The sequence below is a fragment of the Pseudomonas hefeiensis genome, from assembly GCF_030687835.1.
GTDB classification, from domain to species: domain Bacteria; phylum Pseudomonadota; class Gammaproteobacteria; order Pseudomonadales; family Pseudomonadaceae; genus Aquipseudomonas; species Aquipseudomonas hefeiensis.
Genome location: NZ_CP117449.1, coordinates 584,787 through 611,011, shown reverse-complemented (window position 1 = coordinate 611,011; position 26,225 = coordinate 584,787). Strand labels below are relative to the sequence as shown.

Sequence of the window (26,225 nt, the reverse complement as noted above, 5' to 3'; positions counted from 1 at the left end):
GGAGGGTTACAACATGAATCAAAAGATAATTACTCGGTGACAGTGCCGGGCGACCCAGCAAACAGGGGCATGCCCCCCTGAAAATTGGCACGACTATACCACAGCGGTTTTTTGCAGCATGCACACTGCGGTAACATACTTGGCTGCCTACCACGGGCATGCCTTGGAGCCTTGATGCAAACGCTCGATCACATTTCTTACCTCAGCATGCGCGAAGATGCTGACGTTCTCGAAGCCGACGGTAAAGGGGACAAAGTTCTGCGCCTTGCCGATGGATCGATACTCAAGCTATTTCGCCGCAAACGCCTGCTGACCTCTGCCCTCTGGGCACCCTACGCCAAGCGCTTCGCCGACAACTGCCGAGCACTGCAAGAACGTAAAATCGAGTGCCCAAACATTCGTCGGATTTATCGCATCCCCAGCATCGAACGCGACGCGGTGCATTACGACCCATTGCCTGGGCGAACCCTGCGTCAGTTGCTAGGGGTCGAGGGCAATGACGATCTTCGCGCACGGCTGGGCGAGTTCATTGCCAGCCTACATGACCACGGCATCTACTTCCGCTCCGCACACCTGGGTAACCTGGTATTGACGCCCCATAACACGCTTGGGCTGATCGATGTCGCAGACCTGCGCTTCCAGGGCAAGCCACTTCGCAAAAGCCTTCGCCTGCGCAACTTCAAGCATATATTGCGCTATCGCCAGGACCGCGAGTGGCTGCTCCAGGACAAGCAATTCCTTGAGCACTACCTGAACAGTCAGCAGGTTTGCAACGAACATGAGCTGAACCTCGTGCTCAACCCCTGAGCTCCTCCAGGCGCCGGTGTCAGCCAGCGGCGGCCAACCTGAAGGTCTCGAAGTTGCACGCGGGATCGGAGCCGTGGAGCAGGTCATCGACCAACTGAGTGGTCTTCAGCAGGCCCTGGGCACCGTGCACCAGATGGTAATCAGCAAAACGTCGGGCTTGAGCCGAATGGCGTTGGTAATCCTGTTCAAGCGCTTTCAACTGCCGGGAAAAACCCTGTTCATCGCTCACTTGAGGCCCGAAAAACAACGAGTGAGAAAAAATATCCACATCGCTGCCCGCATTCACGTGAATCACTGGCCGGCCCGCCAGACCCGCCTCAATACCCGCATTGGACATGATATTGATGACGACGCTGGCCTGCGCCAAAGCCTGGGCCAGTGAACACTGGGTATCCAGCAACTCAATGTTGGCAAACTGCGCAGCGGCATCGCTCCAGAATCTCGCTTTGCTGCGAGGGTGGCGCTTGAACAGCAAACGATAGCCCGGATTCTGTCCAGCCCAATCGCGCAGCAATCGATAGGTGTCCTGATAACCCGATTTTTTTTCCCGGTCAGGGCCAACCCCCAGAATCAATAACGTTTTAAGAGCAGGATCAGCGACCGGCAGATCATAAGTTTCATCAGCAAGGTAAGAGCCGACCAACACCACCGTCGACTCACCGAACCGCAATCTTCGCTCTTGCAATGCAACCAGCGAGCTACGACCAAAAACACCGTAATAGTCGTAGTCGTTCATGCCCAGTCGCCCTGAAGATTCCAGGGTTGTGGCATGAGCCAGTTGTAGCAGCCGAGCCCCACGCGCAGCCAGCGCCAAGCGCAAGAACGGGGCATGAAGGCTACCGTTGCGCTCATTGATCAGTACCTTGGGTGAATACGTCATCACCAGCCACTGGGCGTGGGCAGCGTATGCCAGATAACGCAGCGGTACAGACTGCGGTGGCGCCATGAGCATACGTCGGGCACAGGCATCCGACGGTGAGCGCAACGCCGCCTCTGACAGAAGATGCCCCCGGCTGCGTAGGGCTCTGATCAGAATATTCTTGCGTTGCAACGCCATGGATTTCGGCGCCGAATGCAGCAACAACACGTCACAGGGCATGGCGACAACCGAATCGCTCAAACAAACCCTCGCGCGAATGCCGAGCGCGAACTCCACCAGCGCATCACGACCCAGCCGTAGCAAGCTGGCGAAGCGACCATGGCGCTGGCGCAACAATTTCCAGCGATATCGGTCCAGCTCACGCGCCTTTTGTGCCCAGCACCCTTGGTCTTGGAACACATCTTCGCCAGGGCACGGCGAATTCACTTGAACAACAACCGAATAGCCTTGCGCGTATAGGTCCAGCGCGTGAGCGAGCGAACATCGGTACGCACGGCTTGGATATAAAAAGCCTTGGCGTTGACATAATCACCAGCGCTGTAGCAAGCGCGGAACAGCGACAGACAACGTTGAGCCAGGAAAGCCCGGCGCAGATCCTGCAATTGCGGCTGACGTGCCGGAGAAAATACCTCGTCAACCATCCCCACGCCGGCCGCCAGGGCTTGCTTGAGGTCATGACGCATGCTGTCGTCATGCTTGTGGATCAGCGCCAGTGGCGCATCGAGCACACTGCACGGGAAACCCGCCAGCACCTGAGCAAACACCGGAATATCTTCGACACAGCGCAAATGTTCAGGGTAGTTGCCCGGCCCGAACACTTCTCGATGCATTGCACAGGCACCGTTGGACAGCGATACCGTCTTGTCCAGCAGATAACCACGTACCCGCTCGCGCGGGGTGGCGGGCAAGGGTTGTACGGCGTGCAGGACACGACGACCATCAGCGAATACCGACCAGTGGCCACCGATAATCATGCGGCTGGTGGGATTGCTGGAGATATGCCGAGTCAACGCAGCCAAAGCACCAGGCGCCATCTCATCGTCGGCATCAAGGAAAATCAGGTATGGCCCACGAGCCTCCTCGATCCCACGATTACGTACCGAGGACAAACCACCATTGGGCTTGCGCAAAACCCGAAAGCAACCGGCATGCTCAGCTTGGAGCTGCTCCAGGACCTGTGGCGTTGCATCAGTGGAGCCATCATCGATTACCAACAACTCCGCCTGTGCATCGCTCAGTTGCCCTACCACCGAGTTCACCGCCCGAGGCAAGGTATCGGCGTAGTTATAAGCAGGGATGACCACACTGATCAAAACCTCAGTCATAAACATCCACTCCCTCTTTGACCACCAGAATATCTTCCATGATCAGATATTGCAGGTCAGAGCCAAAGAACATGTTCAGTGCGTCCGTAGGCGAGCAGATCATCGGTTCGCCACGGCGGTTGAGTGAGGTGTTCAGGGACACGCCGTTGCCGGTCAGGACTTCCAGGGCCTTCATCATGTCGTAATAGCGCGGGTTGTATTCACGCTTGAGTACCTGGGCCCGGGATGTGCCGTCTTCGTGGACGACTTCCGGTACGCGGGTTTTCCACTCTTCGGCCACTTCGAAGGTGAAGGTCATGAACGGTGCAGGGTGATCGACCTTGATCATCTGCGGTGCGACCGTATCGAGCATCGACGGGCAGAAAGGCCTCCAGCGCTCGCGGAACTTGATCTGTTCGTTGATGCGGTTGGCCACGCCGCTGGCGCTTGGGCACCCGATGATCGAACGACCACCCAAGGCACGCGGGCCAAACTCCATGCGCCCCTGGAACCAGGCCACCGGGTTACCGTCGACCATGATCCTGGCAATGCGCTCGGGGGTATTGTCGATCTTGCGCCACACAGGTTTGCTCGGATGACGGGCGCACGCGGCGATGACGTCTTCGTTGCTGTAGGCCGGGCCGAGGTAGACGTGTTCCATCTTCTCTACCGGCACGCCACGGGCGTGGGACACATAAGCTGCCGCCCCCACTGCGGTGCCGGCGTCGCCGGAAGCCGGCTGCACGAACAGTTCCTTGACGTCGTCACGGGCGATGATTTTCTGATTCAGCTTGACGTTCAATGCGCAGCCGCCAGCGAAAGCCAGCTTGCCGGTTTCCTTGAGCACGTCGCCCAGATAGTGATCGATCATCTGCAGTGCAAGTTTCTCGAACAGCGCCTGCATGCTGGCCGCGTAATGGATGTACGGCTCGTCGGCGATGTCGCCTTCGCGCTTGGGACCGAGCCATTCGATCAGCTTCGGCGAGAAGTAGAAACCCTTGCCCTTCTCTTTATAGCGACGCAGACCGATCACGTTGGCGTAGTCGGTATTGATCACCAGTTCGCCATTTTCAAACGAGGCCAGGCGCGAGAAATCATACTTGCTGGCATCGCCGTAAGGCGCCATGCCCATGACCTTGAACTCACCGTCGAGCATTTCAAAACCCAGGAACTCGGTGATCGCCCCATACAGGCCGCCCAAAGAATCAGGGTCGAAAAATTCCTTGATCTTGTGGATCTTGCCGTTTTCGCCGTAGCCGAAGAAGGTCGTGGCGTATTCGCCTTTGCCGTCGATGCCCAGGATCGCGGTTTTTTCCTGAAAGCCCGAGCAGTGGTAGGCGCTGGAAGCGTGGGCCAAGTGGTGCTCGACCGGTTCGATCTTGATTTTTTTCGGATCAAAACCCAACTGCTCCAGGCACCAGACGATCTTGCGGCGATAGCGCTTATAACGACGGTTGCCCATCAGGATCGCATCAAGGGCGCGATCCGGGGCGTACCAGTATCGCTTGGCGTAGTGCCAGCGCGCTTCGCCGAACAGGCTGATCGGCGCGAACGGAATTGCCACCACATCGACGTCGGACGGCTTGATTCCGGCCTGCTCCAGGCAGAACTTCGCCGACTCATAGGGCATGCGGTTCTTTGCATGTTTATCGCGTACGAAGCGCTCTTCCTCGGCCGCCGCGATCAGCTTGCCGTCGATGTACAGCGCTGCGGAAGGATCATGGCTAAGGGCGCCGGACAGGCCAAGAATCGTCAATGCCACAGGGGTCTAGCCTCTTAATGTCTGTATACGGGCGACAAGCGCCTCGAAAAAGGATGTGCCACACGCCGGGGGCGCGGGGCAGCTAAAGGGCGCGATTATAGCTTAAAAGCGTTGGCAAGCCTCGTAGGTGCTGCCGAAGGCTGCGATCTTTTGATTTTGATCTTTCCCTTGAACCTCAAGTGGTAAACCAAAGATCGCAGCCCTGGGAAGATCCACACAGGGAACGTGCCGATGCAGCTATCGGGGCACCATTCAAAAACTTTTGGGCAACCGCTGATCAATCACCTGATACAACGCACTGTCCTGCGGCCAGTTGCGCATGAACCGCGCGCGATCCCTGGCATAGGCTGGGGTGAAACTGGAGAGGCTGCGGTGCTGGCACATGGAGTCCAGGTCGATCAGCGCCCAGCGATCGTCCTGCCAGAGCAGGTTGTGGCCCTTGAAGTCACCGTGACTGATGCGTTCGCGGATCAGGCCGGCGAACAGCCGGTCCAGCGCCAGTAACTCCGGCTCGGGAGCGGCGCCGCTTTCGACGTAAGGGGCCAGGCGCTCGATGATGTCAGGCCCCGGCAGATGCTCGGTCACCAGGTAGGCGCCGCGACGTAGCCACAGAAAACGCTTTTCCAGCAGTGCCAGCGGCTTGGGTGTGGCAATACCGAGGAAAGTCAGGCGATGACCTTCGCGCCAGGCATGCCAGGCGCGGCTCGGACGCCAGAAGCGCTTGAGCCAGTGGGCGAAGTTTTTGATGTTATAGCGCTTGATCAGCAGAGACCGCCCGTTCACATCGACTTTACCCACGCTCGCCGACCCACCGGTCTTGTATAAGTGGCCCTGATCAAGCAAGGCATCGGCCTGCTCCAGTACCGGCGCCATCACCGCCTCTTCATCACGACGAATCGCCCGCAGACTGAACGGCCCCCGCTGCACGCTGAACAGACTGCACTCGCGCCCGACCTTTTCCAGAAAGTCTTTCAGACGCCAGGCCTGCACCTTGTCGATCTGTTTTTGCAGCGCCTCCATGGGCAATGCGTGCTCGGCGTTGCCCAGCAGGTAATGCACCAACAACTCTTCGTTGAAAGGCTCGAGGGATTTGGGTAACTGGGCGAAAAACACCCCCAGGTTTTCGAGCACTTTGTTGCGCGACAACGGTTGACCCGGGGTTTCGGCACGGATGCCGGCGCCGTCGATCAAATAGAGCTTGCCGCCGTGACGCAACAGATTGTCCAAGTGCAGATCTTCCTGCCACAGGCCTTTGCTGTGCAGTTGCGCAATCGCCCCCAACGCCTCGGCCAGTACCGCCGTTTGTTCGTCGGCGAGCAATGGCAGGCCCTCGACCTGTTTCCAGGCGTCCCCGAGGCTTTCGGCCCCCTCAAGCAATTCGAATAGCAGCCAGCCACCCTCGCTTTCTTTCAGGCCATCGGCCAGCAACAGCGGCGTAGTCAGCCCCTGCTCGGCCAGCAGGCGCACGCCTTGCAGTTCGCGATGAAAGTGCCTGCCCGCTTTGCTGCCTACCAGCAACTTGGCCAACACCGGACGGCCGCGCCAGATGCCCGCACCGACGTAGCGCTGTCCCGGTAACACACGCAACAGGGAAAGCAGCTGCAATTGCGCCGGGCCGGCGGCGTCCGCCAGCTCCAGGCTCAAAGGCAGGCTGGGGCTACGGCCGGCGTTCTTCAATTCAGATAAATGCATCAACGAGCCTCCTTATGGCTACGCCGGGCGATCAGGCGGGTCATCCAGCGGTCAACCAGCACACTCTTGGGCGGTTGATCCAGATAGGTGCAGAGCATTTGACGCACATCGTCGTCACTCCAGACTCGCGCGCGACGCAGCAAGGGCTCCAGGTCCTTGATTCGATCCCGCTGACCGAACAATAGTGGTCGAGTCTTTTCGAGATCGATCAACTGCGCCTGATAGCCGCTGGCGGTGGCTTGCAGAAAAATGTGCTTGGGGTAGAAGCAACCATGGATCTGGTGCATGCCGTGCAGGCGCCGCGCCAACTGCCCGCAAGCCTGCAGGACGATTGAACGTTGCGCCGCCGTCAGGCTCGACCAGCGTTGCAGCAATGAATCCAGGTCATCCCAACCGTCCAGGGCACGCGTCAGCAGAATCGCCCGCACCTCACCCTCGACCTTGCGCTGGCCATGGAACACCGCTTGCAGGGCCGGAATCCCCAGTTGGCGGTAACGGCTGATGTTGCGAAACTCCCGGGAAAAACTTGGTTCGCCGAAGGGCCGGGACCACGTCCTGGTCAGGTAGTTACTCTGGCGTTTGAGGTAATAACCCCGCCCTTCCAGTTCCAGCCGGAACACACTGCTCCAGCCGCCGCCCGCGGTGTTGGGTTCATCCACCGCATCCAATGGCAGGTTCCAAAGGGCTTCGAAGCTATCCAGGCCGTGACGCTGCAACAATGACTGGTCTTCGGTCGCCAGAAAATCAGTCATTCACGCCCCTCGAAAAATCTCACTACGTGACGGATGCGCTTCTTGTCACACGCATCGAGTCGGTTGCGCTGGCGATATTGCAGGTAAAAACGCAGCCGCTGAGTAGCCGACAAATGATATTTGGCCACCTTGTCCAGGCACGCCAGGTCTTTGGTGATGCGATACTTGAGCCAGAAGCCGCGCCAGAAATCACCGTTCGGACAATCGATAAAAAACAGCCGTGACTGATCGTCGATCAACAAGTTGCGCCACTTCAGGTCGTTATGGGTGAAGCGATTTTCGTGCATGGTCCGCGTATAGCCGGCCAGTTGCCGACTCACCCCGTCAACCCAGGCACGATCCGCCAGCCTCGAATCGTGACGTCTGGCCAATGCCGAGAGGTCTTCGGTACCAGGCAGCTCGCGCGTGATCATCGCGCCACGGTCATAGGCTGCGCCACGTCGCTCCAGCCCCCAGGCGACGATTTCGGCGGTGGGGATGCCCCACTTGGCGAAGCGCTTGAGGTTCTGCCATTCGGACTTGACCCGTGGTTTACCCAGATAGCGCCGCAAGCCCTTGCCGGCTCCGGTGTAGCGCTTGACGTAATAATTCACGCCGTTGCGCTGTACCCGAATCACCTCTGACAGCGGGTCCCGCGTCAGACGCTCTCCCTCTAGGGCGAACACTGCATCAAGACTGCCGAAATCCCCTGCCAGCTCAGCGTAGGCAGGCTCCAGTACCCAACCCGACATCAGAGCGCGCCCCCGTACCGCAGCTTGCGCGCATAAAGCCTGTTGGCTTTACCTTCGAGCCAGGTCAACAGCGACGCTTCTTCGGCCAGGATCCGCCTTAGCGGCTGCTGGAAATACCCCTTGAGGAAACGCAACTTGTCACGACGGGTCAGACCGATGTCCATCGCAGAGAAATACAGCGCCGCCAGGTCCTTGTTGCGCCAACGAAGGGGGATGGCCGGGCGGATCTGCGCACGGTGCAGGTCGATCACAGAAAGTTTGAAATCCGTGGCGGTCACGGGCTTATCGGTGTGCAGCAAAAAGTGGCAGATGTAGCAGTCGCGATGGTTGACCCCGGCCCGGTGCATCATGCCGGTCATGCGCGCCACTTCGGCGATCAGGGCTCGCTTGAGTTTCGGCTGTGGCGGCTGCTTGGCCCAGTCCATGCTGAGATCTTCGAGACTGACGGTCGGCGCCAGTTCTTCGGTGACGATGAACGAATGCTGGTCGGCCGGGTTGCTGCCTTTCTCGCCATACGCAACGGCGGTCATGGTCGGCACACCGACTTGCTGCAGGCGCTGGATGGCTTTCCATTCCTGTCCCGCGCCGAGTACCGGCAACTTGGCGGTCAGCAGGTTCTTGAAGATCTCGCGCCAACCGATGCCACGGTGGATCTTCACGAAAAAGCCGCGACCGTCCACCTCCGTGCGCAAGGTGCGCCGGGCTTCCAGCTCGCGATAGACCTCGCCCTTGAGCGCCTCGACTTCGGCGAACGCATCGCGTCCGGCCCAAAGGCTCTTGAACGGTTCGGCCAGCATCAATTTCATCGTGCGTGCTCCGCCAATATTACATCGGCCGCATGCTGCGGCATGCTGTAGAGGTCGGCCGTCTCGGCGAAGGCCAGACCGTTGCGGCTCCAGGCCGCTCGTGCGTCGGCGTCACCCAACATTCGCCCCAGGTACTCGGTGAGCTGCGCCTGTTCGAACGGCTCGTCCAGCACCAGGCCACTGTCGGCCTCGGTGATGTAATGGGCATATCCGCACACCGCGCTGACCAGCACCGGCAAGCCGGCCACCAGTGCTTCGAGCAGTACGGTGCCGGTGTTCTCGTTGTACGCCGGGTGAATCAACAGGTCGGCGCCCAGCAGGAAACGCGGAATGTCGCTACGGCCCTTGAGGAAGCTTACGTTGTCACCGAGCCCCAACGCGGCGCTCTGCAATTGGAATACTTTGGGGTCGTCCTGGCCGATTACAAACAGCCGGGTGCGTTTTTTAAGCTGCGAAGGCAGCGCGGCCAGAGCCTTGAGGCTGCGATCCACGCCCTTGGTCTTGAACCCGGAACCAATTTGCACCAGCAGCAGGTCATCATCGGCCAGTTCGAATTCGGTGCGGAACGCGGCGCGAACCTCATCAGCGTCGGCGGGCCGGCGACGATCCTGAGCGATGCCCGGTGGCAGCAGGTGAAAGCGCTCCAGCGGCGTGTCGTAGTGCTTGATGAACAAAGGCTGTTGCACTTCGGAAATCATCAGTACTTCGGTCTTGGCATCCTTGGCGAATACCGCTCGCTCGTACTCGGCAAAGTGGCGGTAACGCCCCCAACGCCGGTACAGCGAATTGCGCAGGTTCTGCGCCTTGTCTTCAAAGCAGCCGTCAGCGGCGTAATACACGTCTAGGCCGGGCATTTTATTGAAGCCGATCAAACGGTCGACAGGACGCTTGGCCAGGTCGTTTTCCATCCACGCACTGAGTTTCTCGTTGCGACGGTGGTTGAACAGCGCCTTGACCGGTGCCACCAGCACTTCAAAGCCCGGCGGGACGTCACCTTCCCAGATCAGCGTGTAGACGCGGATCTGGTGACCGCGCCGCTGGCATTCCAGGGCGATGCGCATGAAGTCACGCTGCAGGCCGCCGAAGGGGAAGTATTTATAAAGGACAAAAGCCAATTGCATCAGCGTGGTTCCTCAGCCAATAACGTGCTCAAGTGGCTGGCAACACGCTCGGGATTCAGACGCGTGAAGCACAGGGGCTGCTCGCGTTTCAGGTCAAACCGCCGGGCATCTTCGGCGGTCGGCGGGTAAGTGCATTGTTTCTGCATGCAGGGCGCGCAGGGGAAATCGCTGGCAAGGTGAATCTGCCCCTTGCCATAGGCACCGGTCAGCACCGGGTTGGTGGGGCCGAGCAGTGAAATGGTCGGCACATCCAGGGCTGCAGCCAGATGACCAAGGCCTGTGTCCACAGCCACACAGGCCTGGGCACCGGCCAACACCTTGCCCATCCCGCCCAGATTCAGTTTTGGCAGTACCAGGGCGTTGCGCAGGCCACTGGCAATCCGCTCGGCCCGGGCTTTCTCCAGCGGGCTGCCCCATGGCAGCTTCACCACGACGCCGAACTGGCCCATGCGCTCAACGAGTTGACGCCAGTAGAGCTCAGGCCAGTGTTTGGATTCCCAAGTCGTGCCATGCAGGAACACCACATAGGGGTATCTGCGCGGCAACTCCACCAGGCGATCGACATTCAGGCCGTAGCTGCCCATGGTTTTGGGCAGGTCATAACCCAGTGCCACGGCAAACAACTGGCGCACGCGCTCTACCGCATGCTGACCGCGAGCCACGGCCAGGCGGCGGGAATAGAAACGCGCGGCCACGGGTTCCCGGGCCGAATCTTTATCCAGGCCCGCCACCGGGGCTTTGACGTAGCGGGTCAGCCAAGCGCTTTTCAGCAGGCCCTGGGCGTCGATGACCAGATCGTACTTCTCGGCACGCACGCTCTGCTTGAAGCGCCGCCACTCGCCGCTTTTGATGGTTTGCCAGAGGTTCTTGCGCCAGCGACGAATCGCCACCGGGATGACTTTGTCCACCGCCGGGTGCCAGGTGGGAATTTCGGCAAAGCCTTCTTCCACCACCCAGTCGAACCTGATGCCGGGAATCGCCCGCGCCGCGTCGGTCAGCGCCGGCAGGGTGTGAACTACATCCCCCAGCGAAGAAGTCTTGATCAGCAATACCCGCAAGTTACTGAACCTCCACCGGTGCGCCCTGCAAACGCCCCAGGGCATCGTTCACCGACGGTGGCATGAGCTGGCGCAGGCAGTTGTAATGACCGAAGCGGCAGGTACGGTCGAAGCACGGGCTGCATTCGATGCCCAGGCGTACGACTTCGACTTTTTCGGCCAGCGGCGGCGTAAAGCCCGGCGAAGTGGAACCATACACCGCTACCAGTGGCCGGTTCAGGGCGGCGGCCACGTGCATCAGGCCGGAGTCGTTGGACACCACCGAATCGGCGCAGGACATCAGGTCGATGGCCTCGGCCAGGGAGGTATCACCGCTCAGATTCACCGACTCCTCCCGCAGACCCGGGATCAGCCGCGAGCGGATGTCTTCGCCTACCGAATGATCGTTTTTCGAACCGAACAGCCAGACCTGCCAGCCTTCGCGAATCTTCGTCTCGGCGACCTGGGCGTAATGCTCCGCCGGCCAGCGCTTGGACTCACCGAATTCGGCGCCTGGGCAGAGGGCCAACACCGGGCGGTCCAGGCTCAAACCGAACTTGGCCAGCGCCGCTTCGCGGCTCACCGGGTCTATCGCAAGGCTTGGACGCGGATACGGCTTGGGTATTTCGGCGCCCGGCTCGTAGGCCAGGGCCATAAAGCGTTCGATCATCAGCGGGTAGCGGTCTTTATCCAGCGTGCGCACGTCGTTGAGCAAGCCGTAGCGAAACTCGCCGCGCCAGCCGGTGCGCGTGGGGATGCTGGCGAAGAATGGCACCAATGCCGACTTCAACGAATTGGGCAGCAGGATCGCCTGGTCATATTGCCCGGCCAGGGATTTGCCGATGCGTCGACGGGTCGCCAGCTCCAGCACACCATGGCCGAGCGGGAAGCTCAAGGCCTTGCGCACCTGGGGCATGCGTTCAAGAATCGGCCGACTCCACTCGGGGGCCAGCACGTCGATTTCGCACTGTGGGTGGCGCTGCTTGAGGCACTGGAACAGTGTCTGCGCCATCACCATGTCACCGACCCAACTGGGCCCTACGATCAGAATATTCATGAGCTTTCCAAAAACGATGCGGGGAGGCCTACGCCTCCCCGCCTCGACAATCACTGTGGCTTAGGACGCTGCCTGTTGCCGTCACTCTACAACACACCGCGAATCTACTGTGGGAGCGAGCCCGCTCGCGATGAGGCCGGCACATCCAACATCAATGTTGCCTGATACTCCGCTATCGCGAGCAGGCTCGCTCCCACAAGGGGTCTGCATATGTCTTCAGCACGGTGCAACACCGCAAATCCACTGTGGGAGCGAGCCTGCTCGCGATGGGGCCACACCTCCAACATCAATGTCGCCTGACACTCCGCCTTCGCGAGCAAGCCCGCTCCCACATTTAAATCTTCAGCTCAGCCCCAATTCTCGCCAGATTCGCAGCACCTGCCTGCGCTCATCCACAAACTGGTCGCCTGCAATCACCCCGGCGTCTTTCTGTAGCGCCTGGCGGTGGGCGGCGGAGCGATAGGCTTTGTACGCCTCGCGCAATAGGGTAGCGTCTTCGACCGGCATCAGCCCGACCTCTTGCAACCCTTCCAGAATGCGGATGTTATCGGTGTAGCGCAGCAGCGATGGGTGCTCCTCGGACCACGCCAGGGCCGCGTATTGCACCATAAATTCAATGTCGACGATACCTCCGGCATCCTGCTTGAGGTCGAAGGGTGCCGTGGCTTGGAAGGCGTTCGCCGCGGTTCCGGCTGCGGTGGCCTTGCTGCCAAGGTTATCGCGCATCTTGGCGCGCATCTCGCTGACCTCCTGACGCAGCGTCGGCAAATCACGCTTGCGACCCAGCACTTGGGCGCGGACTTTCTCGAACGCCTGCCCCACGTCCTGGCTGCCCACCAGCACCCGGGCCCGCACCAAGGCCTGATGCTCCCAGGTCCAGGCCTCGTTCTCCTGATAGCGCGCAAAAGCCCCGAGGGAGCTGACCAGCAACCCTGACGCCCCAGACGGCCGCAAGCGCATATCCACTTCGTAGAGCTGTCCGGAGTTGGTCTGGGCCGTCAGCAAATGGATGATTCGCTGGCCCAGCCGGGTGAAGAACTGCGCGCCGTCGATGGGTTTCGGGCCATCGGTTTCCGCCTGCGGATCGCCATCGTGGATGAACACCAGATCCAGGTCGGAACCATGCCCAAACTCCAGGCCGCCGACTTTCCCATAACCGACAATGATGAAGCCCGGATCGCACAGGCTGCCGTCAGTGCGCAGCGGCACGCCATATTTGGCCACGGTCTGGCGCCAGGCCAGGGCCAGCACTTGCTCAAGAATCGCCTCGGCCAGCCAGGTCAGGTAATCGCTGACTTTCATCAACGGCAGGCTGCCGGCAATTTCCGAGGCCGCCACCCGCAAACGGTGCGCAAGCTTGAAATGCCGTAGGGCTTCCATTTGCTGTTCGAGGTCATCTTCGGGGATGCGTGTCAGACGCTCACGCAACTCTGCCGCCAGTTCCGGCGCCAGGGGCGGCTTGAACAGGCGACCCTCGTTGAGCAATTCATCAAGCAACAGGGGAAAGCGGGTGATCTGCTCGGCAATCCACGGGCTCGCCGCGCACAGCGTCAGCAAACGTCGCAGCGCACCGGGATTTTCCGTCAGCAGCACCAGATAGGCCGAACGGCGCGCCACGGCTTCCACCAGCGGCAATACGCGCTCAAGCACCAGGTCCGGGTTGGCATGCTCCACCGCCTGGGCCAATAAGCGCGGGATAAACGCATCCAGACGCTCACGCCCCAGACGCTGCATGGCGCGTAACTGCGCACTGCCGCGCAGGGCGGCCAGGGCCTTGAGCGCCTTGGGTGCATCGACGAAGCCGCCCTCCTCCAGTTGACGACACGCCGCCCCTTCATCCTGGCTGTCTTCCCACAGCGGCAACCATTCGCCGCCCACCATGACCTCGCTTTCACCGTCCTGTTCTTCATCCGGGTCGGCGATGACCTGGCCGAAGTGCCAGGCCACGCGACCGCGCCAGTACATCAATTGCTCATGGAAGGCCGCCCAGTCGGTAAAACCCAGCATGAACGCAATGCGCGCCTGGTCCTGCGGGCTGTCCGGCAGCATCTGGGTCTGGCGGTCGGCGATGGCCTGGATTGCGTGCTCGGTGTAACGCAAGAATTCATAACCCTGGCGCAACTCATCGACCACCTTGGCCGGCAGATAACCCTGGCCTTCCAGGGTGCCCAGCACTTTCAACAGCGGGCGCTGCTGCAAGCTCAAGTCACGACCGCCATGGATCAACTGGAACGCCTGGGCAATGAACTCCACCTCGCGGATGCCACCCGAACCCAGCTTGATGTTGTCGGCCATACCCTTGCGCCGCACTTCCTGCTGGATCAGTTGCTTCATGGTGCGCAGCGCTTCGATGGCAGAAAAATCCAGGTAACGGCGATAAACGAACGGGCGCAGCATGTCGAGCAGTTGCGCACCGGCCACTTGGTCACCCGCCACCACCCGCGCCTTGATCATCGCGTAGCGCTCCCAGTCGCGGCCCTGGTCCTGATAATACTGCTCCAGCGCATTGAAGCTCAGCACCAGCGCACCGGCCGAACCGTAGGGGCGCAGGCGCATGTCGACACGGAACACGAAACCGTCGACGGTCATCGGGTCCAGGGCCTTGATCAGGCGCTGCCCCACGCGAATGAAGAACTCCTGGTTATCCAGTGCTCGCTTGGCGCCAACGGTCTCGCCGCCCTCGGGGTAGGCAAAAATCAGGTCGATATCCGATGACAGGTTCAGCTCTACAGCACCGAGCTTGCCCATGCCCAGGATGACCATGTGCTGCGGTTCACCGCTGCGCCGGCCGGTGGGCGTGCCGAATTGCTGGCAATGACGCTGGTACAGCCATTGATAGGCTTGGTCGATACAGGTATCGGCCATGTCGGAGAGGTCACGACAGGTCTGGACCAGATCGGCCTGGCGGTTCAGGTCGCGCCAGATGATCCGTATCTGCTGGCGTGTGCGTTGGCGACGCAGGACGCGGCCCAGGTCGTCTTCGGTCTCGGCGGCCTGGACGGCGGCGCTAATCTGCGCGCACATTTGGCCGGGAGCCAGACTGCGGTCCAGTTCGCCGCTGCGTACCAGCTCCAGCAGCATCGAGGGGTCACGAACACTCTGTTCGATAACAAAATCACTGGCGGCGGCGATACGGTGGAACTCATCCCAGCGCTGGGGCGCCCAGGCGGACAACCCGTGGTCGTCGTCCAGGGAAGCGACCGCCGCACGGAACGACTGCTCGGCACGACTGACCAATGACTGGAGAATGACCGGAACTTCGGTAAGCGAGGGCAGGCTCATGGTCTATCCTTGATCGGCGCGGGAAAGGCTGGATGTAGTGTTTTTTCAGACGGCACTACCTGATCGACTGTCGAACAAAGATGATAAATAGCTGAAAATCTGATTTTATTGGCAGCCGACATCAAGTTTTTACCTGTACGAGTTGGCTAACGACCAACAGTAACGATTATTCTCACAACGAAGCGAGGGGCCACAAGCCGCTCATGTGTAGTTTTACTACTCGTCTATACATTCGAAAGGCTGAAACGGCCGACGATTTGTAGTAAAACTACACGCCGCCGAAACAACCTTCGGCAATCCAAGAATTTATACCGTCTGCCCACAAGGCCAGTCGCAAACTCAGGCAACCGATTCTGGTAGCCTTTCCGCCCTGGAGCAAGCCATGCAAGACCTCGATCCCGTCGAAACCCAGGAATGGCTGGACGCCCTGGAATCGGTTCTCGACAAAGAAGGCGAAGACCGTGCTCACTATCTGATGACCCGTATGGGCGAACTCGCAACCCGCAGCGGTTCGCAATTGCCTTACGCCATCACCACGCCATACCGCAACACAATCCCCGTTACCCACGAAGCACGCATGCCCGGCGACCTGTTCATGGAACGCCGCATTCGCTCGCTGGTACGCTGGAACGCGATGGCCATGGTGATGCGTACGAACCTGAAAGATTCTGACCTGGGCGGTCACATCTCCAGCTTCGCCTCCAGCGCAACCTTGTACGACATCGGCTTCAACTATTTCTTCCAGGCCCCGACCGACGAACATGGCGGCGACCTGATCTACTTCCAGGGCCACACCTCGCCAGGCGTTTACGCCCGTGCATTCATGGAAGGCCGCATCAGCGAAGACCAGATGAACAACTTCCGTCAGGAAGTGGACGGTCAGGGCCTGTCGTCCTATCCGCACCCTTGGCTGATGCCTGATTTCTGGCAGTTCCCGACAGTATCCATGGGGCTGGGCCCGATCCAGGCCATCTACCAGGCGCGTTTCATGAAGTACCTGGAAGCCCGTGGTTTCATTCCCGAAGGCAAGCAGAAAGTCTGGTGTTTCCTGGGCGACGGCGAGTGCGACGAGCCGGAATCCCTGGGCGCGATCTCCCTGGCTGGCCGCGAGAAGCTGGACAACCTGATCTTCGTCATCAACTGCAACCTGCAGCGCCTCGACGGCCCGGTTCGCGGCAACGGCAAGATCATCCAGGAACTCGAAGGCGTGTTCCGCGGCGCCCAGTGGAACGTGACCAAAGTCATCTGGGGCCGTTTCTGGGATCCACTGCTGGCCAAGGACGTCGACGGCATCCTGCAACGCCGCATGGACGAAGTCATCGACGGCGAATACCAGAACTACAAGGCCAAGGACGGCGCGTTCGTCCGTGAGCACTTCTTCAACACGCCTGAACTCAAGGCAATGGTTGCCGATCTGTCCGACGACGAGATCTGGAAGCTCAACCGTGGCGGCCACGACCCGTACAAGGTCTACGCGGCGTACCACGAAGCGGTCAACCACAAGGAACAACCGACCGTCATCCTGGCCAAGACCATCAAGGGTTATGGCACCGGTGCTGGCGAAGCGAAAAACACTGCGCACAACACCAAGAAAGTCGACGTCGACAGCCTGAAGTTGTTCCGCGACCGCTTCGACATCCCGGTCAAGGACGAGGAACTGGAAAACCTGCCGTTCTTCAAGCCGGAGCCCAATAGCGCCGAAGCCCGCTACCTGAGCGAGCGTCGCACCGCACTGGGTGGTTTCGTACCCCAGCGCCGCGCGCAGAGTTTCAGCGTGCCGACCCCATCACTCGATACCCTCAAGGCCATCCTTGACGGCTCGGGCGACCGTGAAATTTCCACCACCATGGCGTTCGTGCGGATCCTCGCGCAACTGGTCAAGGACAAGGAAATCGGCCCGCGCATCGTTCCGATCATCCCGGACGAAGCCCGCACCTTCGGCATGGAAGGCATGTTCCGTCAGTTAGGCATCTACTCCTCCGTCGGCCAGCTCTACGAGCCAGTCGATAAAGACCAGGTGATGTTCTACAAGGAAGACAAGAAGGGCCAGATTCTCGAAGAAGGCATCAACGAAGCGGGCGCCATGAGCTCGTTCATCGCCGCCGGTACTTCGTACTCCAGCCACAACCAGCCGATGCTGCCGTTCTACATCTTCTACTCGATGTTCGGTTTCCAGCGTATCGGCGACCTGGCCTGGGCCGCTGGCGACAGCCGGACCCGTGGTTTCCTGATCGGCGGTACCGCAGGCAGAACCACGCTCAACGGCGAAGGCCTGCAACACGAAGACGGCCACAGCCACATCCTGGCTGCCACCATCCCGAACTGCCGCACCTTTGATCCAACCTACGGCTACGAGCTGGCGGTGATCATCCAGGACGGCATGAAGAAGATGACCGAAGAGCAGCAGGACGTTTTCTACTACATCACCGTGATGAACGAGTCCTACCAGCAGCCAGCCATGCCGGCCGGTGTGGAGGAAGGCATCATCAAGGGCATGTACCTGCTCGAGGAAGACACTCGCGAAGCGGCGCACCACGTCCAGCTGATGGGCTCCGGCACCATCCTGCGCGAAGTCCGTGAAGCGGCGAAGATCCTGCGTGAAGAGTTCAACGTCGGCGCCGACGTCTGGAGCGTCACCAGTTTCAACGAACTGCGTCGCGACGGCCTGGCCGTAGAGCGCAGCAACCGTCTGCACCCAGGCCAGAAGCCGAAACTGAGCTATGTCGAAGAATGCCTGAACGGTCGCAAAGGTCCGGTCATCGCCTCCACCGACTACATGAAGCTGTTCGCCGAGCAGATCCGTCAGTGGGTTCCTTCCAAGGAATTCAAGGTGCTGGGCACCGACGGCTTCGGTCGTAGCGACAGCCGCAAGAAGCTGCGTCACTTCTTCGAAGTTGACCGTAAGTTCGTTGTGTTGGCAGCCCTGGAAGCCCTGGCTGACCGTGGCGATATCGAACCCAAGGTGGTGGCCGAGGCCATCGTCAAGTTCGGCATCGATCCGGAAAAACGCAACCCACTGGACTGCTGAGGAGAATTTCCGTGAGCGAACTCATTCGCGTACCTGACATCGGCAGCGGTGAAGGTGAAGTAATTGAACTGTTTGTGAAGGTCGGCGACCGCATCGAAGCCGAGCAGAGCATCCTGACGCTTGAATCGGACAAGGCCAGCATGGAAGTGCCTGCGCCGAAGGCCGGTATCGTTAAAAGCCTGAAAGTGAAGCTGGGTGATCGCCTGAAAGAAGGCGACGAACTGCTGGAGCTGGAAGTCGAGGGCGCCGCTGCGGCGCCTGAAGCAGCGGCGCCCGCTGCGGCCCCGGCGGCGGCTGAAAAGCCTGCCGCTGCACCGGTTGCCGAGGCGGCTCCTGCCCCTGCTGCCGCGCCTGCCGCTGCCACGGTCCAGGACATTCATGTTCCGGACATCGGCTCCTCGGGCAAGGCCAAGATCATCGAAGTGCTGGTCAAGGCCGGCGACACCGTCGAAGCCGACCAGTCGCTGATCACCCTGGAATCCGACAAGGCCAGCATGGAAATCCCCTCGCCGGCTGCCGGCGTGGTGGAAAGCGTCGAGATCAAGCTGGAAGACGAAGTTGGCACCGGTGACCTGATCCTGAAGCTGAAAGTGGCCGGTGCTGCGGCACCTGCTGCCCCAGCCCAGGCTGCTGCGCCTGCCGCCAAGGCCGAAGCTGCTCCTGCTCCGGCTGCCGCGCCTGCCGCCAAGGCCGAGGCGGCTCCTGCTCCTGCTCCTGCCGCCGCACCCGCACCTAGCGGTGCCAAGGTCCACGCGGGCCCTGCGGTGCGTCAGCTGGCCCGTGAATTTGGTGTCGAGCTGTCCGCCGTCGGCCCAAGCGGCCCACACGGTCGTGTGCTGAAGGAAGACGTGCAGGCTTACGTCAAGGCCATGATGCAGAAGGCCAAGAACGCTCCGGCCGAAGGCGCCACCGGTGGTGCGGGCATCCCGCCGATCCCGGCGGTGGATTTCAGCCGCTTCGGCGAAACCGAAGAAGTGGCAATGACTCGCCTGATGCAAATCGGCGCGTCGAGCCTGCATCGCAGCTGGCTGAACATTCCGCACGTCACTCAGTTCGACCAGGCCGACATCACCGAGCTGGAAGCTTTCCGCGTCGCGCAAAAAGCTGTAGCGGAGAAGGCTGGCGTCAAGCTGACCGTTCTGCCACTGCTGCTCAAGGCCTGTGCGCACCTGCTCAAGGAGCTGCCGGACTTCAACAGTTCCCTGGCCCCAAGCGGCAAGGCTGTTATTCGCAAGAAATACGTGCATATCGGTTTTGCCGTCGACACCCCGGAAGGCCTGCTGGTACCGGTCATCCGCAACGTCGACCAGAAGAGCCTGCTGCAACTGGCTGGCGAAGCCGCTGCCCTGGCCGAAAAGGCCCGGAACAAGAAGCTCACCGCCGACGACATGCAGGGTGCCTGCTTCACCATTTCCAGCCTCGGCCACATTGGCGGCACCGGCTTCACGCCGATCGTCAACGCGCCGGAAGTGGCGATCTTGGGTGTCTCCAAGGCCACCATCCAGCCTGTCTGGGACGGTAAGGCCTTCCAGCCGAAGCTGATGCTGCCGCTGTCGCTGTCCTACGATCACCGTGTGATCAACGGCGCCGCCGCTGCACGCTTCACCAAGCGTCTGAGCGACCTGCTGGGCGACATCCGTACCATCTTGCTGTAACACCGGGCGGCCCTCGCCACGGAGGGCCCTTCGGACCGCTGTTTTCCGAGCGCCACGCTCGTACCTCAACCCCGCCCGTTTGGCGGGGCTTTTTTTGCCTGGGTAAAAACGCCCGCGCACAGGAAACGTCTCGACCAATTTCCTACCCCGGCCGGGATTAATGACTACACCCCCTGTTAGTCATTACCCACAACTTACGCCCCCTCCCCTCTCAATATTTATTCCCCGCCACGCCTTAGCATTCTTAGTTCACTAACCGCACACACCCAAACTTTAAAAATACCGAACTTCGAATGGATTCGAATATGTTTAAACCCACTGTTGGCCCCATCGTTGGTCACACAACAACTGATCACGCGCGCATATTCCTGCGAGGAGACAAGGGCAACGGCAACCTGACATTTGCCGGCATTCGTCACCGGCGTCAAGGCGATACCACATGGTCTAAAGGACACTTTGTACTGTTGAACAGTTACCGCGACATGTCCGATGTCATCGTATTAAAAGGTCTTCAAGCCGACACTGTTTATGAATATCAGGCCGGCTGGCTCACCCCTCTGAGCCCGACCCACACCGTGGAAACCATCCAGGAGCGGCCGCTGCAATGGCCCGCAAATATTTACCAGTTCCGCACCCCTTCCAGCAAAATCGGCGCAACACGCGCCTATATCGTCGGTTCTTGTCGCTACCTGCGGGTCACTGCCGGCACCCCATCGACCCCCGAACTCGGGGATCGGACATTTGCCGGCATCAACCGTGTCGTGGACCAGGCCGACCCGCCGATCAGCGGCATTTTGATGACCGGGGACCAGGTTTACCTCGACGATTTGAATATTCTCGCCCCGGACCGGACCTATCAGGACATTCTGTTCAAGTACCGCACCGTTTTTTCCCAGCCCCACATTAAAAAACTCATGTCCGGCGTGCCGACTTACATGATCCTCGACGACCATGAAATTGAAGATAACTGGCCAGCTAACCAAAGCGCCAAAGATGAAATTTTATATGCCAATGCCATGAGCGCTTATGGACTTTATCAAGCCAGCCATAGTCCAGCCCATGAACTTTTAAGCGATGGCACATTAAAGAAACCGTTGAAACAGTTCTGGTACACCTTCACTCACGGCGATATCGAATGGTTCGTCACTGACAGCCGGACCCGACGCAACCTGTCAGCGCACGACCGACGCATCCTCGACGAGGAACAGGAGCAGTCACTGCTTGGCTGGCTTATCAACAGCCCCGCCCGAGTCAAATTCGTCGTGACCAGCGTCCTGTTCTTCCCCGATAGCAAACACAATGACGGTGATGCCTGGCAGGCCTTCCCGGCCCAACGTCTGCGCCTTCTGGAGACCATCCGGGGCCATGGGATCAAGAACGTGATTTTCGTGTCGGGCGACATTCACGGCTCCATGACCAGCCGCCTGGGTCACAGCCAAGACCTCGATTTCGAAGTCCATACCATCATTGCCTCGCCGTTTTACAACAGCAAACTGCTGCCCTTTGCAAAACCATCCGATTTTATTTTCGACAGAGCCATGGCCCGTGCCGGGGGCGGTGAATACCAGTACGAACTGACCAGCAAAGTGATCAGCCAGGACAACTTCGCCCGGCTGCATGTCGCGGACCAGAGCGTTCAGGTCACTTTTCACGACCGTGACGGCACTTCACTGCAGACGGTTGATATCCCCTTGCGCGGACGAGTGGTATAACCACCCGGCCCCTCTGATCGGTCGAGCGCTGGAGAAATTCGCTTGTCGGCCGATAAAAGGTTTATAGCACTTGGCCTTCATCTCTCTTGTCAGCCAGTGCCGCAATGATGCAACCTTGCGGCAGTCCGTAATAACGAGGGCGTCAGCCCGGCGCGATCAGCATTTTCGAAGCGAGTTTCCCCATGAAAAGCCAACCCGATGCCGCCAGCCGTATGGCGGCCGAGGTAGTGACGCAGTTACCGGTGCCCTCGCGGCTCGGCATGCTGCGTTTCGAACGGCTGAATGAAGCAAGCTGGGCGCTGCTGTTCCTCGATCCCAACTGCGAACGTTATTTCGGCCTGCCGGCCGTCGAGCTTTGCTCGCTGGTCAGCTCGCCCTACGCCAGCCTGATGGAGCCCGAAGCACGCTATCAACTCCACGATGCGATCCAGCAGCAACTGGGCCAGGCCCCGCATTACCTGATCCGCTACACACTCCACACCGCCAAGGGCTCCATGAACCTGCTGGAAATGGGCGAGCCGTATAAACAGCACAATCGCCATCTACTACGCGGCTATCTGCTGGCAGTGGACGATTTGTTGGCAGGCGAGCCGTCGATGCCGGCCCTGGACCTGGAAACTCAAAACTCGCGCCTGCAAATTGCCCTGGAACTGAACCAACGCGCCCAGCAAGAGCAGCTTCAACACCTGGACCGGGTGCGCGCGCAACAGGACCTGATCCTGCTGCTGACCCGCCAGCGCTACAGCGCCAACAACTCCCTGCAGGAAGCCGCCGAGCTCATCACCCGCAGCGCCTGCGACATCTACCAGATTGATTGCGCCAGCATCTGGAACCTGGAAGATGGCCAGTTGGTGCCGATTTCGGCTTATAACCGCGCCTCCCAGGACTACTTTCTGCCGGACGTGATCAACGCCAACGAGTTTCCTGATTACATGGAGGCGCTGCAGACCTGCCGCGCCATCGACGCGCATAATGCGATGCGCGACCCGCGTACCCGGGAAATGGCCGCAAGCCTGCGCACCCGCGAAGTCAACGCCATGCTCGATGCCAGCGTTCGTATCGACGGCCAGGTGGTGGGCGTACTGTGCCTGGAGCAAATAGGTGTCACGCGCGCCTGGCAGTCCGATGAGATCGCCTTTGCCGGTGAACTGGCTGACCAGTTCGCCCAGGTCATCAACAACCACAACCGACGGACCGCCACCAACGCCCTGCACCTGTTCCAGCGTGCCGTGGAGCAGAGCGCCAACGCGTTCCTGCTGGTCAATTGCGACGGCGTGGTGGAATACGTCAACCCCAGCTTCACCGCCATCACCCAATATTCCACCGAGGAAGTCCACGGCCAGCGCCTGTCGGAACTGCCGGCCCTGGAAAACCTCAGCGAGCTGCTGTTCGATGCACCGTCGGCACTGGCCCAGAGCAATAGCTGGCAAGGTGAATTCAAGAGCAGGCGCAAGAATCTGGAACCCTACTGGGGCCAATTGTCGATTTCCAAGGTTTATGGCGATAACCGTGAACTGACCCACTACATCGGCATTTACGAAGACATTACCCAGACCAAACTGGCCCAGCAGCGCATTGAGCGCCTGGCCTACACCGACAACCTGACCAACCTGGGCAACCGCCCGGCGTTCATCCGCAACCTCGATGAGCGCTTTGCCCGGGACAGCGATTCGCCCATCAGCCTGCTGCTGGTGGACATCGACAACTTCAAGCGCATCAATGACAGCCTCGGCCACCAGACCGGAGACAAGCTGCTGATCAGCCTGGCCCGACGCTTGCGCAACAGCTTGAGTCCCAGCGGCAGCCTGGCACGGTTCGCCAGTAATGAATTCGCCGTACTGCTGGACGACACCGACCTGGAGGCTGGGCAGCAGATCGCCAGCCAACTGCTGATGACGCTCGACAAGCCAATGTTCGTCGATAACCAGCTGATCAGCGTGACCGGTTCCGTGGGCCTGGCCTGCGCGCCACTGCACGGCCGCGACCCCCAGACCCTGATGCGCAACGCCGGACTCGCCCTGCACAAAGCCAAAGCCAACGGCAAGCATCAGGTCCAGGTATTCACCGAGGCGCTGAACGCCGAGGCCAGCTACAAGCTGTTCGTGGAAAACAACCTGCGCCGCGCCTTGACCCAGAACGAGCTGGACGTGTTCTATCAGCCAAAACTGTGCCTGCGCAGCGGTCGCTTGCTGGGCATGGAGGCGCTGCTGCGCTGGAACCATCCCGAGAAGGGCATGATCCGCCCGGACCAGTTCATCAGCGTGGCCGAAGAAACCGGCCTGATCATCCCCATCGGCAAATGGATCGCCCGTCAGGCTTGCCGCATGAGCAAGCAATTGACCGCCGCCGGCCTGGGCAACCTGCAAGTGGCGATCAACCTCTCGCCCAAGCAGTTCTCCGACCCGGACCTGGTCGCCTCGATCGCCAGCATCCTCAAGGAAGAACAACTGCCGGCCCGCCTGCTGGAACTGGAACTGACCGAAGGCCTGCTGCTGGAGGCCACCGAAGACACCCACCTGCAGCTCGACCAACTCAAGCGCCTGGGCCTGACCCTGGCCATGGACGACTTCGGCACCGGTTATTCATCCCTGAGTTACCTGAAAAAATTCCCGATCGACATCATCAAGATCGATCGCAGCTTCATCCACGAGATCCCGGACAACCAGGACGACATGGAAATCACTTCCGCGGTGATCGCCATGGCCCACAACCTGAAACTCAAGGTCGTGGCCGAAGGTATCGAAACCGCACAGCAACTGGCGTTTCTGCGGCGCCACCGCTGCGACGTCGGCCAGGGCTACCTGTTCGACCGACCGATCCCGGGAGCGGAGCTGATCGAAAAGCTCAAGCGTTACCCGCGCGGCCCAATTGTCTGACAAGCGGTGTAACACTCGGGCACACTGACGGTCTCATTGCTTACATTCGCTCAACTCAATCTGACTGAGAGGACTGATGATGGTCTTGCGCTCGGAAATTCTGGTGAACAAAAACGTGCTCCCTACTCAAGAACAAGCTCTGCCTGGCCGCGAAAGCCCCATGACCGTGCCGGAAAAACACTTCGTCCACGATGCGCCGCTGCTGGGTCCGTTTGCCATGGACGTAGATTTCGCGATCTTCGGCCTGGGCTGTTTCTGGGGCGCGGAACGTAAATTCTGGCAGCGCGAAGGCGTGGTCAGTACAGCGGTGGGTTACGCCGGTGGCTTTACGCCGAACCCGACGTATGAAGAGGTCTGCTCGGGCCTTACCGGCCACAGCGAAGTGGTCCTGGTGGTCTACGAGCCGGAAAAAGTCAGCTACGAGCAGCTTCTGAAGATGTTCTGGGAGCTGCACAACCCGACCCAGGGCATGCGCCAGGGCAATGACATCGGCACCCAGTACCGCTCGGTGATCTATGCCACCAACCCAACCCAACTGGCTGCCGCCAAACACAGCGCGCAAGTATTTCAGGCTGAATTGACCAAGGCCGGTAAGGGCGTCATTACCACCGAAATCGAAGAAGCCCCGACGTTCTTCTTCGCCGAGGCCTATCACCAGCAATATCTGGCGAAGAATCCTGAAGGTTATTGCGGGATTGGCGGTACGGGCGTGACTTGTCCGATCTGACTTTTTGCCGCTGAAAAGCTTCGCGAGCAAGCCCGCTCCCACATGAGATCTATGTTGATCATAAGACTGTGGTCAGACACAGAACCATGTGGGAGCGAGCCTGCTCGCGATGGCGGCCTTCCAGACGCCATCGATGCATATCAGCTTTCAGCAATCAACCAATCCATCTGCCAGCCGCCCTGGGTCTGTCCAAGTTTTTTCGATAACCAAGGCAACAGCTCGCGTAATTCCTCCTCCAGCCCCCACGGCGGATTGGCAATCGCCAAACCGGAGCCGTTCAGGCTATTGGGCGTGGCCAGCGGATGTACCAGCAATTCCACACGCAACAATTTCGGCGCACCGGTGCCGGCCAGGTCCTGATAGAAACGGCGCAACATTCGCTGGTCCTTCACCGGGTACCAGATCGCCGCCACTGTCTGGCGCATCCGGCCAATGGCCTCCTTGAGTGACGCGGCGCAGCGTTGCATCTCGTCAAGCTGTTCAAAAGGCGGATCGATCAACATCAGGCCGCGTTTTTCCGCCACCGGCAGCAGCGCCCGGGGCACATGCCAGCCTTCGCCCAGATGCACCGCCACGCGACGATCGCCTTTCATGTTGTCCTTGAGCAGCACACCGTCTTCTGGATGTTTTTCGTTCAGAAGCACCCGATCCTGCGACCGGGTCAGGCGCCGCGCCAGCTCCGGTGACCCCGGGTAGTAACGCAACTGACCGTCCGGGTTCATCTCGTGCAGCACGTTCATGTAGTCGGCGGTCAGCGCCGGCAGATCCTCCTGGCCCCACAACCGCGCGATGCCTTCAAGGTATTCGCCGGTACGATTGGCCTGGTCGCCCTGCAAGTCGTACAGCCCGATGCCCGCATGGGTATCGAGGTAGGCGAAGGGCTGCTCCTTGCGCGACATCAAAGCGATGAGGCGGGTCAAGGTCAGGTGTTTGAACACATCGGCGTGATTGCCGGCGTGGAAGGCGTGGCGATAATTCATGGCGGCTCCTGCGAAG

The 26,225-nt window shown here is 60.1% G+C and carries 18 protein-coding genes; 6 read left to right on the top strand and 12 right to left on the bottom strand.

Annotation, left to right across the window (positions count from 1 at the left end; genetic code table 11):
* Window positions 1–174: 174 nt before the first annotated feature.
* On the top strand, window positions 175–807 hold the full coding sequence (locus tag PSH57_RS02590) for a BUD32 family EKC/KEOPS complex subunit (RefSeq protein WP_305387641.1): 633 nt from the start codon (window positions 175–177) through the stop codon (window positions 805–807).
* 19 nt (window positions 808–826) lie between these two features.
* On the opposite strand, the gene PSH57_RS02585 is transcribed toward PSH57_RS02590, so the two are convergent.
* From PSH57_RS02585 to glnE, 11 genes are all read right to left on the bottom strand, one after another.
* Complete coding sequence (locus PSH57_RS02585; RefSeq protein WP_305387640.1) at window positions 827–1,543, bottom strand: hypothetical protein; 717 nt, start codon at window positions 1,541–1,543, stop codon at window positions 827–829.
* A gap of 566 nt (window positions 1,544–2,109) precedes the next feature.
* On the bottom strand, window positions 2,110–3,012 hold the full coding sequence (locus PSH57_RS02580) for a glycosyltransferase family 2 protein (RefSeq protein WP_305387639.1): 903 nt from the start codon (window positions 3,010–3,012) through the stop codon (window positions 2,110–2,112).
* Window positions 3,005–4,753 carry a carbamoyltransferase family protein gene (locus PSH57_RS02575; protein WP_305416333.1) on the bottom strand — a complete coding sequence of 583 codons (1,749 nt, stop codon included), beginning with the start codon at window positions 4,751–4,753 and terminating at the stop codon, window positions 3,005–3,007. Before PSH57_RS02575 ends, PSH57_RS02580 begins: the two co-directional genes overlap by 8 nt.
* Before the next feature lie 252 nt (window positions 4,754–5,005).
* The gene (locus PSH57_RS02570; protein WP_305387635.1) at window positions 5,006–6,445 is read right to left on the bottom strand and encodes a lipopolysaccharide kinase InaA family protein; all 1,440 of its coding nucleotides are present in this window, start codon (window positions 6,443–6,445) and stop codon (window positions 5,006–5,008) included.
* Window positions 6,445–7,197 carry a lipopolysaccharide kinase InaA family protein gene (locus PSH57_RS02565; protein ID WP_305387633.1) on the bottom strand — a complete coding sequence of 251 codons (753 nt, stop codon included), beginning with the start codon at window positions 7,195–7,197 and terminating at the stop codon, window positions 6,445–6,447. The genes PSH57_RS02570 and PSH57_RS02565 overlap by 1 nt, the downstream gene beginning before the upstream one ends.
* Window positions 7,194–7,928, bottom strand: coding sequence for a lipopolysaccharide kinase InaA family protein (locus tag PSH57_RS02560; protein ID WP_305387631.1), 735 nt, complete (start codon window positions 7,926–7,928; stop codon window positions 7,194–7,196). The genes PSH57_RS02565 and PSH57_RS02560 overlap by 4 nt, the downstream gene beginning before the upstream one ends.
* The gene (gene rfaP, locus PSH57_RS02555; RefSeq protein ID WP_305387629.1) at window positions 7,928–8,734 is read right to left on the bottom strand and encodes a lipopolysaccharide core heptose(I) kinase RfaP; all 807 of its coding nucleotides are present in this window, start codon (window positions 8,732–8,734) and stop codon (window positions 7,928–7,930) included. Before rfaP ends, PSH57_RS02560 begins: the two co-directional genes overlap by 1 nt.
* Window positions 8,731–9,855: a glycosyltransferase family 4 protein gene (locus PSH57_RS02550; protein ID WP_305387627.1), complete on the bottom strand. Its 1,125-nt coding sequence runs from the start codon at window positions 9,853–9,855 to the stop codon at window positions 8,731–8,733. Before PSH57_RS02550 ends, rfaP begins: the two co-directional genes overlap by 4 nt.
* Complete coding sequence (gene waaC / locus PSH57_RS02545) at window positions 9,855–10,913, bottom strand: lipopolysaccharide heptosyltransferase I (RefSeq protein ID WP_305387625.1); 1,059 nt, start codon at window positions 10,911–10,913, stop codon at window positions 9,855–9,857. Before waaC ends, PSH57_RS02550 begins: the two co-directional genes overlap by 1 nt.
* Before the next feature lies 1 nt (window position 10,914).
* Entirely contained in the window at window positions 10,915–11,949 is a 1,035-nt protein-coding gene (gene waaF, locus PSH57_RS02540; protein WP_305387623.1) for a lipopolysaccharide heptosyltransferase II, read from the bottom strand.
* A gap of 342 nt (window positions 11,950–12,291) precedes the next feature.
* Window positions 12,292–15,231 (bottom strand): bifunctional [glutamate--ammonia ligase]-adenylyl-L-tyrosine phosphorylase/[glutamate--ammonia-ligase] adenylyltransferase, encoded by a 2,940-nt coding sequence (glnE, locus tag PSH57_RS02535; protein ID WP_305387622.1) that lies wholly within the window; start codon window positions 15,229–15,231, stop codon window positions 12,292–12,294.
* 382 nt (window positions 15,232–15,613) lie between these two features.
* Here glnE and aceE point away from each other — a divergent pair, with 382 nt between their 5' ends.
* The 5 genes from aceE (at window position 15,614) to msrA (ending at window position 25,229) form a co-directional block, all read left to right on the top strand.
* Window positions 15,614–18,259, top strand: coding sequence for a pyruvate dehydrogenase (acetyl-transferring), homodimeric type (gene aceE, locus PSH57_RS02530; RefSeq protein ID WP_256229325.1), 2,646 nt, complete (start codon window positions 15,614–15,616; stop codon window positions 18,257–18,259).
* An 11-nt stretch (window positions 18,260–18,270) separates the two neighbouring features.
* Complete coding sequence (gene aceF / locus PSH57_RS02525; protein ID WP_305387620.1) at window positions 18,271–19,914, top strand: dihydrolipoyllysine-residue acetyltransferase; 1,644 nt, start codon at window positions 18,271–18,273, stop codon at window positions 19,912–19,914.
* A gap of 305 nt (window positions 19,915–20,219) precedes the next feature.
* Window positions 20,220–21,626: an alkaline phosphatase D family protein gene (locus PSH57_RS02520; RefSeq protein ID WP_305416331.1), complete on the top strand. Its 1,407-nt coding sequence runs from the start codon at window positions 20,220–20,222 to the stop codon at window positions 21,624–21,626.
* A 182-nt stretch (window positions 21,627–21,808) separates the two neighbouring features.
* Window positions 21,809–24,502 carry a putative bifunctional diguanylate cyclase/phosphodiesterase gene (locus PSH57_RS02515; RefSeq protein ID WP_305416329.1) on the top strand — a complete coding sequence of 898 codons (2,694 nt, stop codon included), beginning with the start codon at window positions 21,809–21,811 and terminating at the stop codon, window positions 24,500–24,502.
* 79 nt (window positions 24,503–24,581) lie between these two features.
* Window positions 24,582–25,229: a peptide-methionine (S)-S-oxide reductase MsrA gene (gene msrA / locus PSH57_RS02510; RefSeq protein WP_305390268.1), complete on the top strand. Its 648-nt coding sequence runs from the start codon at window positions 24,582–24,584 to the stop codon at window positions 25,227–25,229.
* A gap of 140 nt (window positions 25,230–25,369) precedes the next feature.
* On the opposite strand, the gene PSH57_RS02505 is transcribed toward msrA, so the two are convergent.
* A complete protein-coding gene (locus tag PSH57_RS02505) occupies window positions 25,370–26,209 on the bottom strand; it encodes a 23S rRNA (adenine(2030)-N(6))-methyltransferase RlmJ (protein ID WP_305387617.1) in 840 nt (279 codons plus the stop codon).
* Window positions 26,210–26,225: the final 16 nt, after the last annotated feature.

What these genes read in the sequence shown, in the direction of transcription:
- PSH57_RS02590 (WP_305387641.1), top strand. Translation starts at nt 175, where the DNA reads ATGCAAACGCTCGATCACATTTCTTACCTCAGCATGCGCGAAGATGCT.
- PSH57_RS02585 (WP_305387640.1), bottom strand. Translation starts at nt 1,543, where the DNA reads ATGAACGACTACGACTATTACGGTGTTTTTGGTCGTAGCTCGCTGGTT.
- PSH57_RS02580 (WP_305387639.1), bottom strand. Translation starts at nt 3,012, where the DNA reads ATGACTGAGGTTTTGATCAGTGTGGTCATCCCTGCTTATAACTACGCC.
- PSH57_RS02570 (WP_305387635.1), bottom strand. Translation starts at nt 6,445, where the DNA reads ATGCATTTATCTGAATTGAAGAACGCCGGCCGTAGCCCCAGCCTGCCT.
- PSH57_RS02565 (WP_305387633.1), bottom strand. Translation starts at nt 7,197, where the DNA reads ATGACTGATTTTCTGGCGACCGAAGACCAGTCATTGTTGCAGCGTCAC.
- PSH57_RS02560 (WP_305387631.1), bottom strand. Translation starts at nt 7,928, where the DNA reads ATGTCGGGTTGGGTACTGGAGCCTGCCTACGCTGAGCTGGCAGGGGAT.
- rfaP (WP_305387629.1), bottom strand. Translation starts at nt 8,734, where the DNA reads ATGAAATTGATGCTGGCCGAACCGTTCAAGAGCCTTTGGGCCGGACGC.
- PSH57_RS02550 (WP_305387627.1), bottom strand. Translation starts at nt 9,855, where the DNA reads ATGCAATTGGCTTTTGTCCTTTATAAATACTTCCCCTTCGGCGGCCTG.
- waaF (WP_305387623.1), bottom strand. Translation starts at nt 11,949, where the DNA reads ATGAATATTCTGATCGTAGGGCCCAGTTGGGTCGGTGACATGGTGATG.
- glnE (WP_305387622.1), bottom strand. Translation starts at nt 15,231, where the DNA reads ATGAGCCTGCCCTCGCTTACCGAAGTTCCGGTCATTCTCCAGTCATTG.
- aceE (WP_256229325.1), top strand. Translation starts at nt 15,614, where the DNA reads ATGCAAGACCTCGATCCCGTCGAAACCCAGGAATGGCTGGACGCCCTG.
- PSH57_RS02520 (WP_305416331.1), top strand. Translation starts at nt 20,220, where the DNA reads ATGTTTAAACCCACTGTTGGCCCCATCGTTGGTCACACAACAACTGAT.
- PSH57_RS02515 (WP_305416329.1), top strand. Translation starts at nt 21,809, where the DNA reads ATGAAAAGCCAACCCGATGCCGCCAGCCGTATGGCGGCCGAGGTAGTG.
- msrA (WP_305390268.1), top strand. Translation starts at nt 24,582, where the DNA reads ATGGTCTTGCGCTCGGAAATTCTGGTGAACAAAAACGTGCTCCCTACT.
- PSH57_RS02505 (WP_305387617.1), bottom strand. Translation starts at nt 26,209, where the DNA reads ATGAATTATCGCCACGCCTTCCACGCCGGCAATCACGCCGATGTGTTC.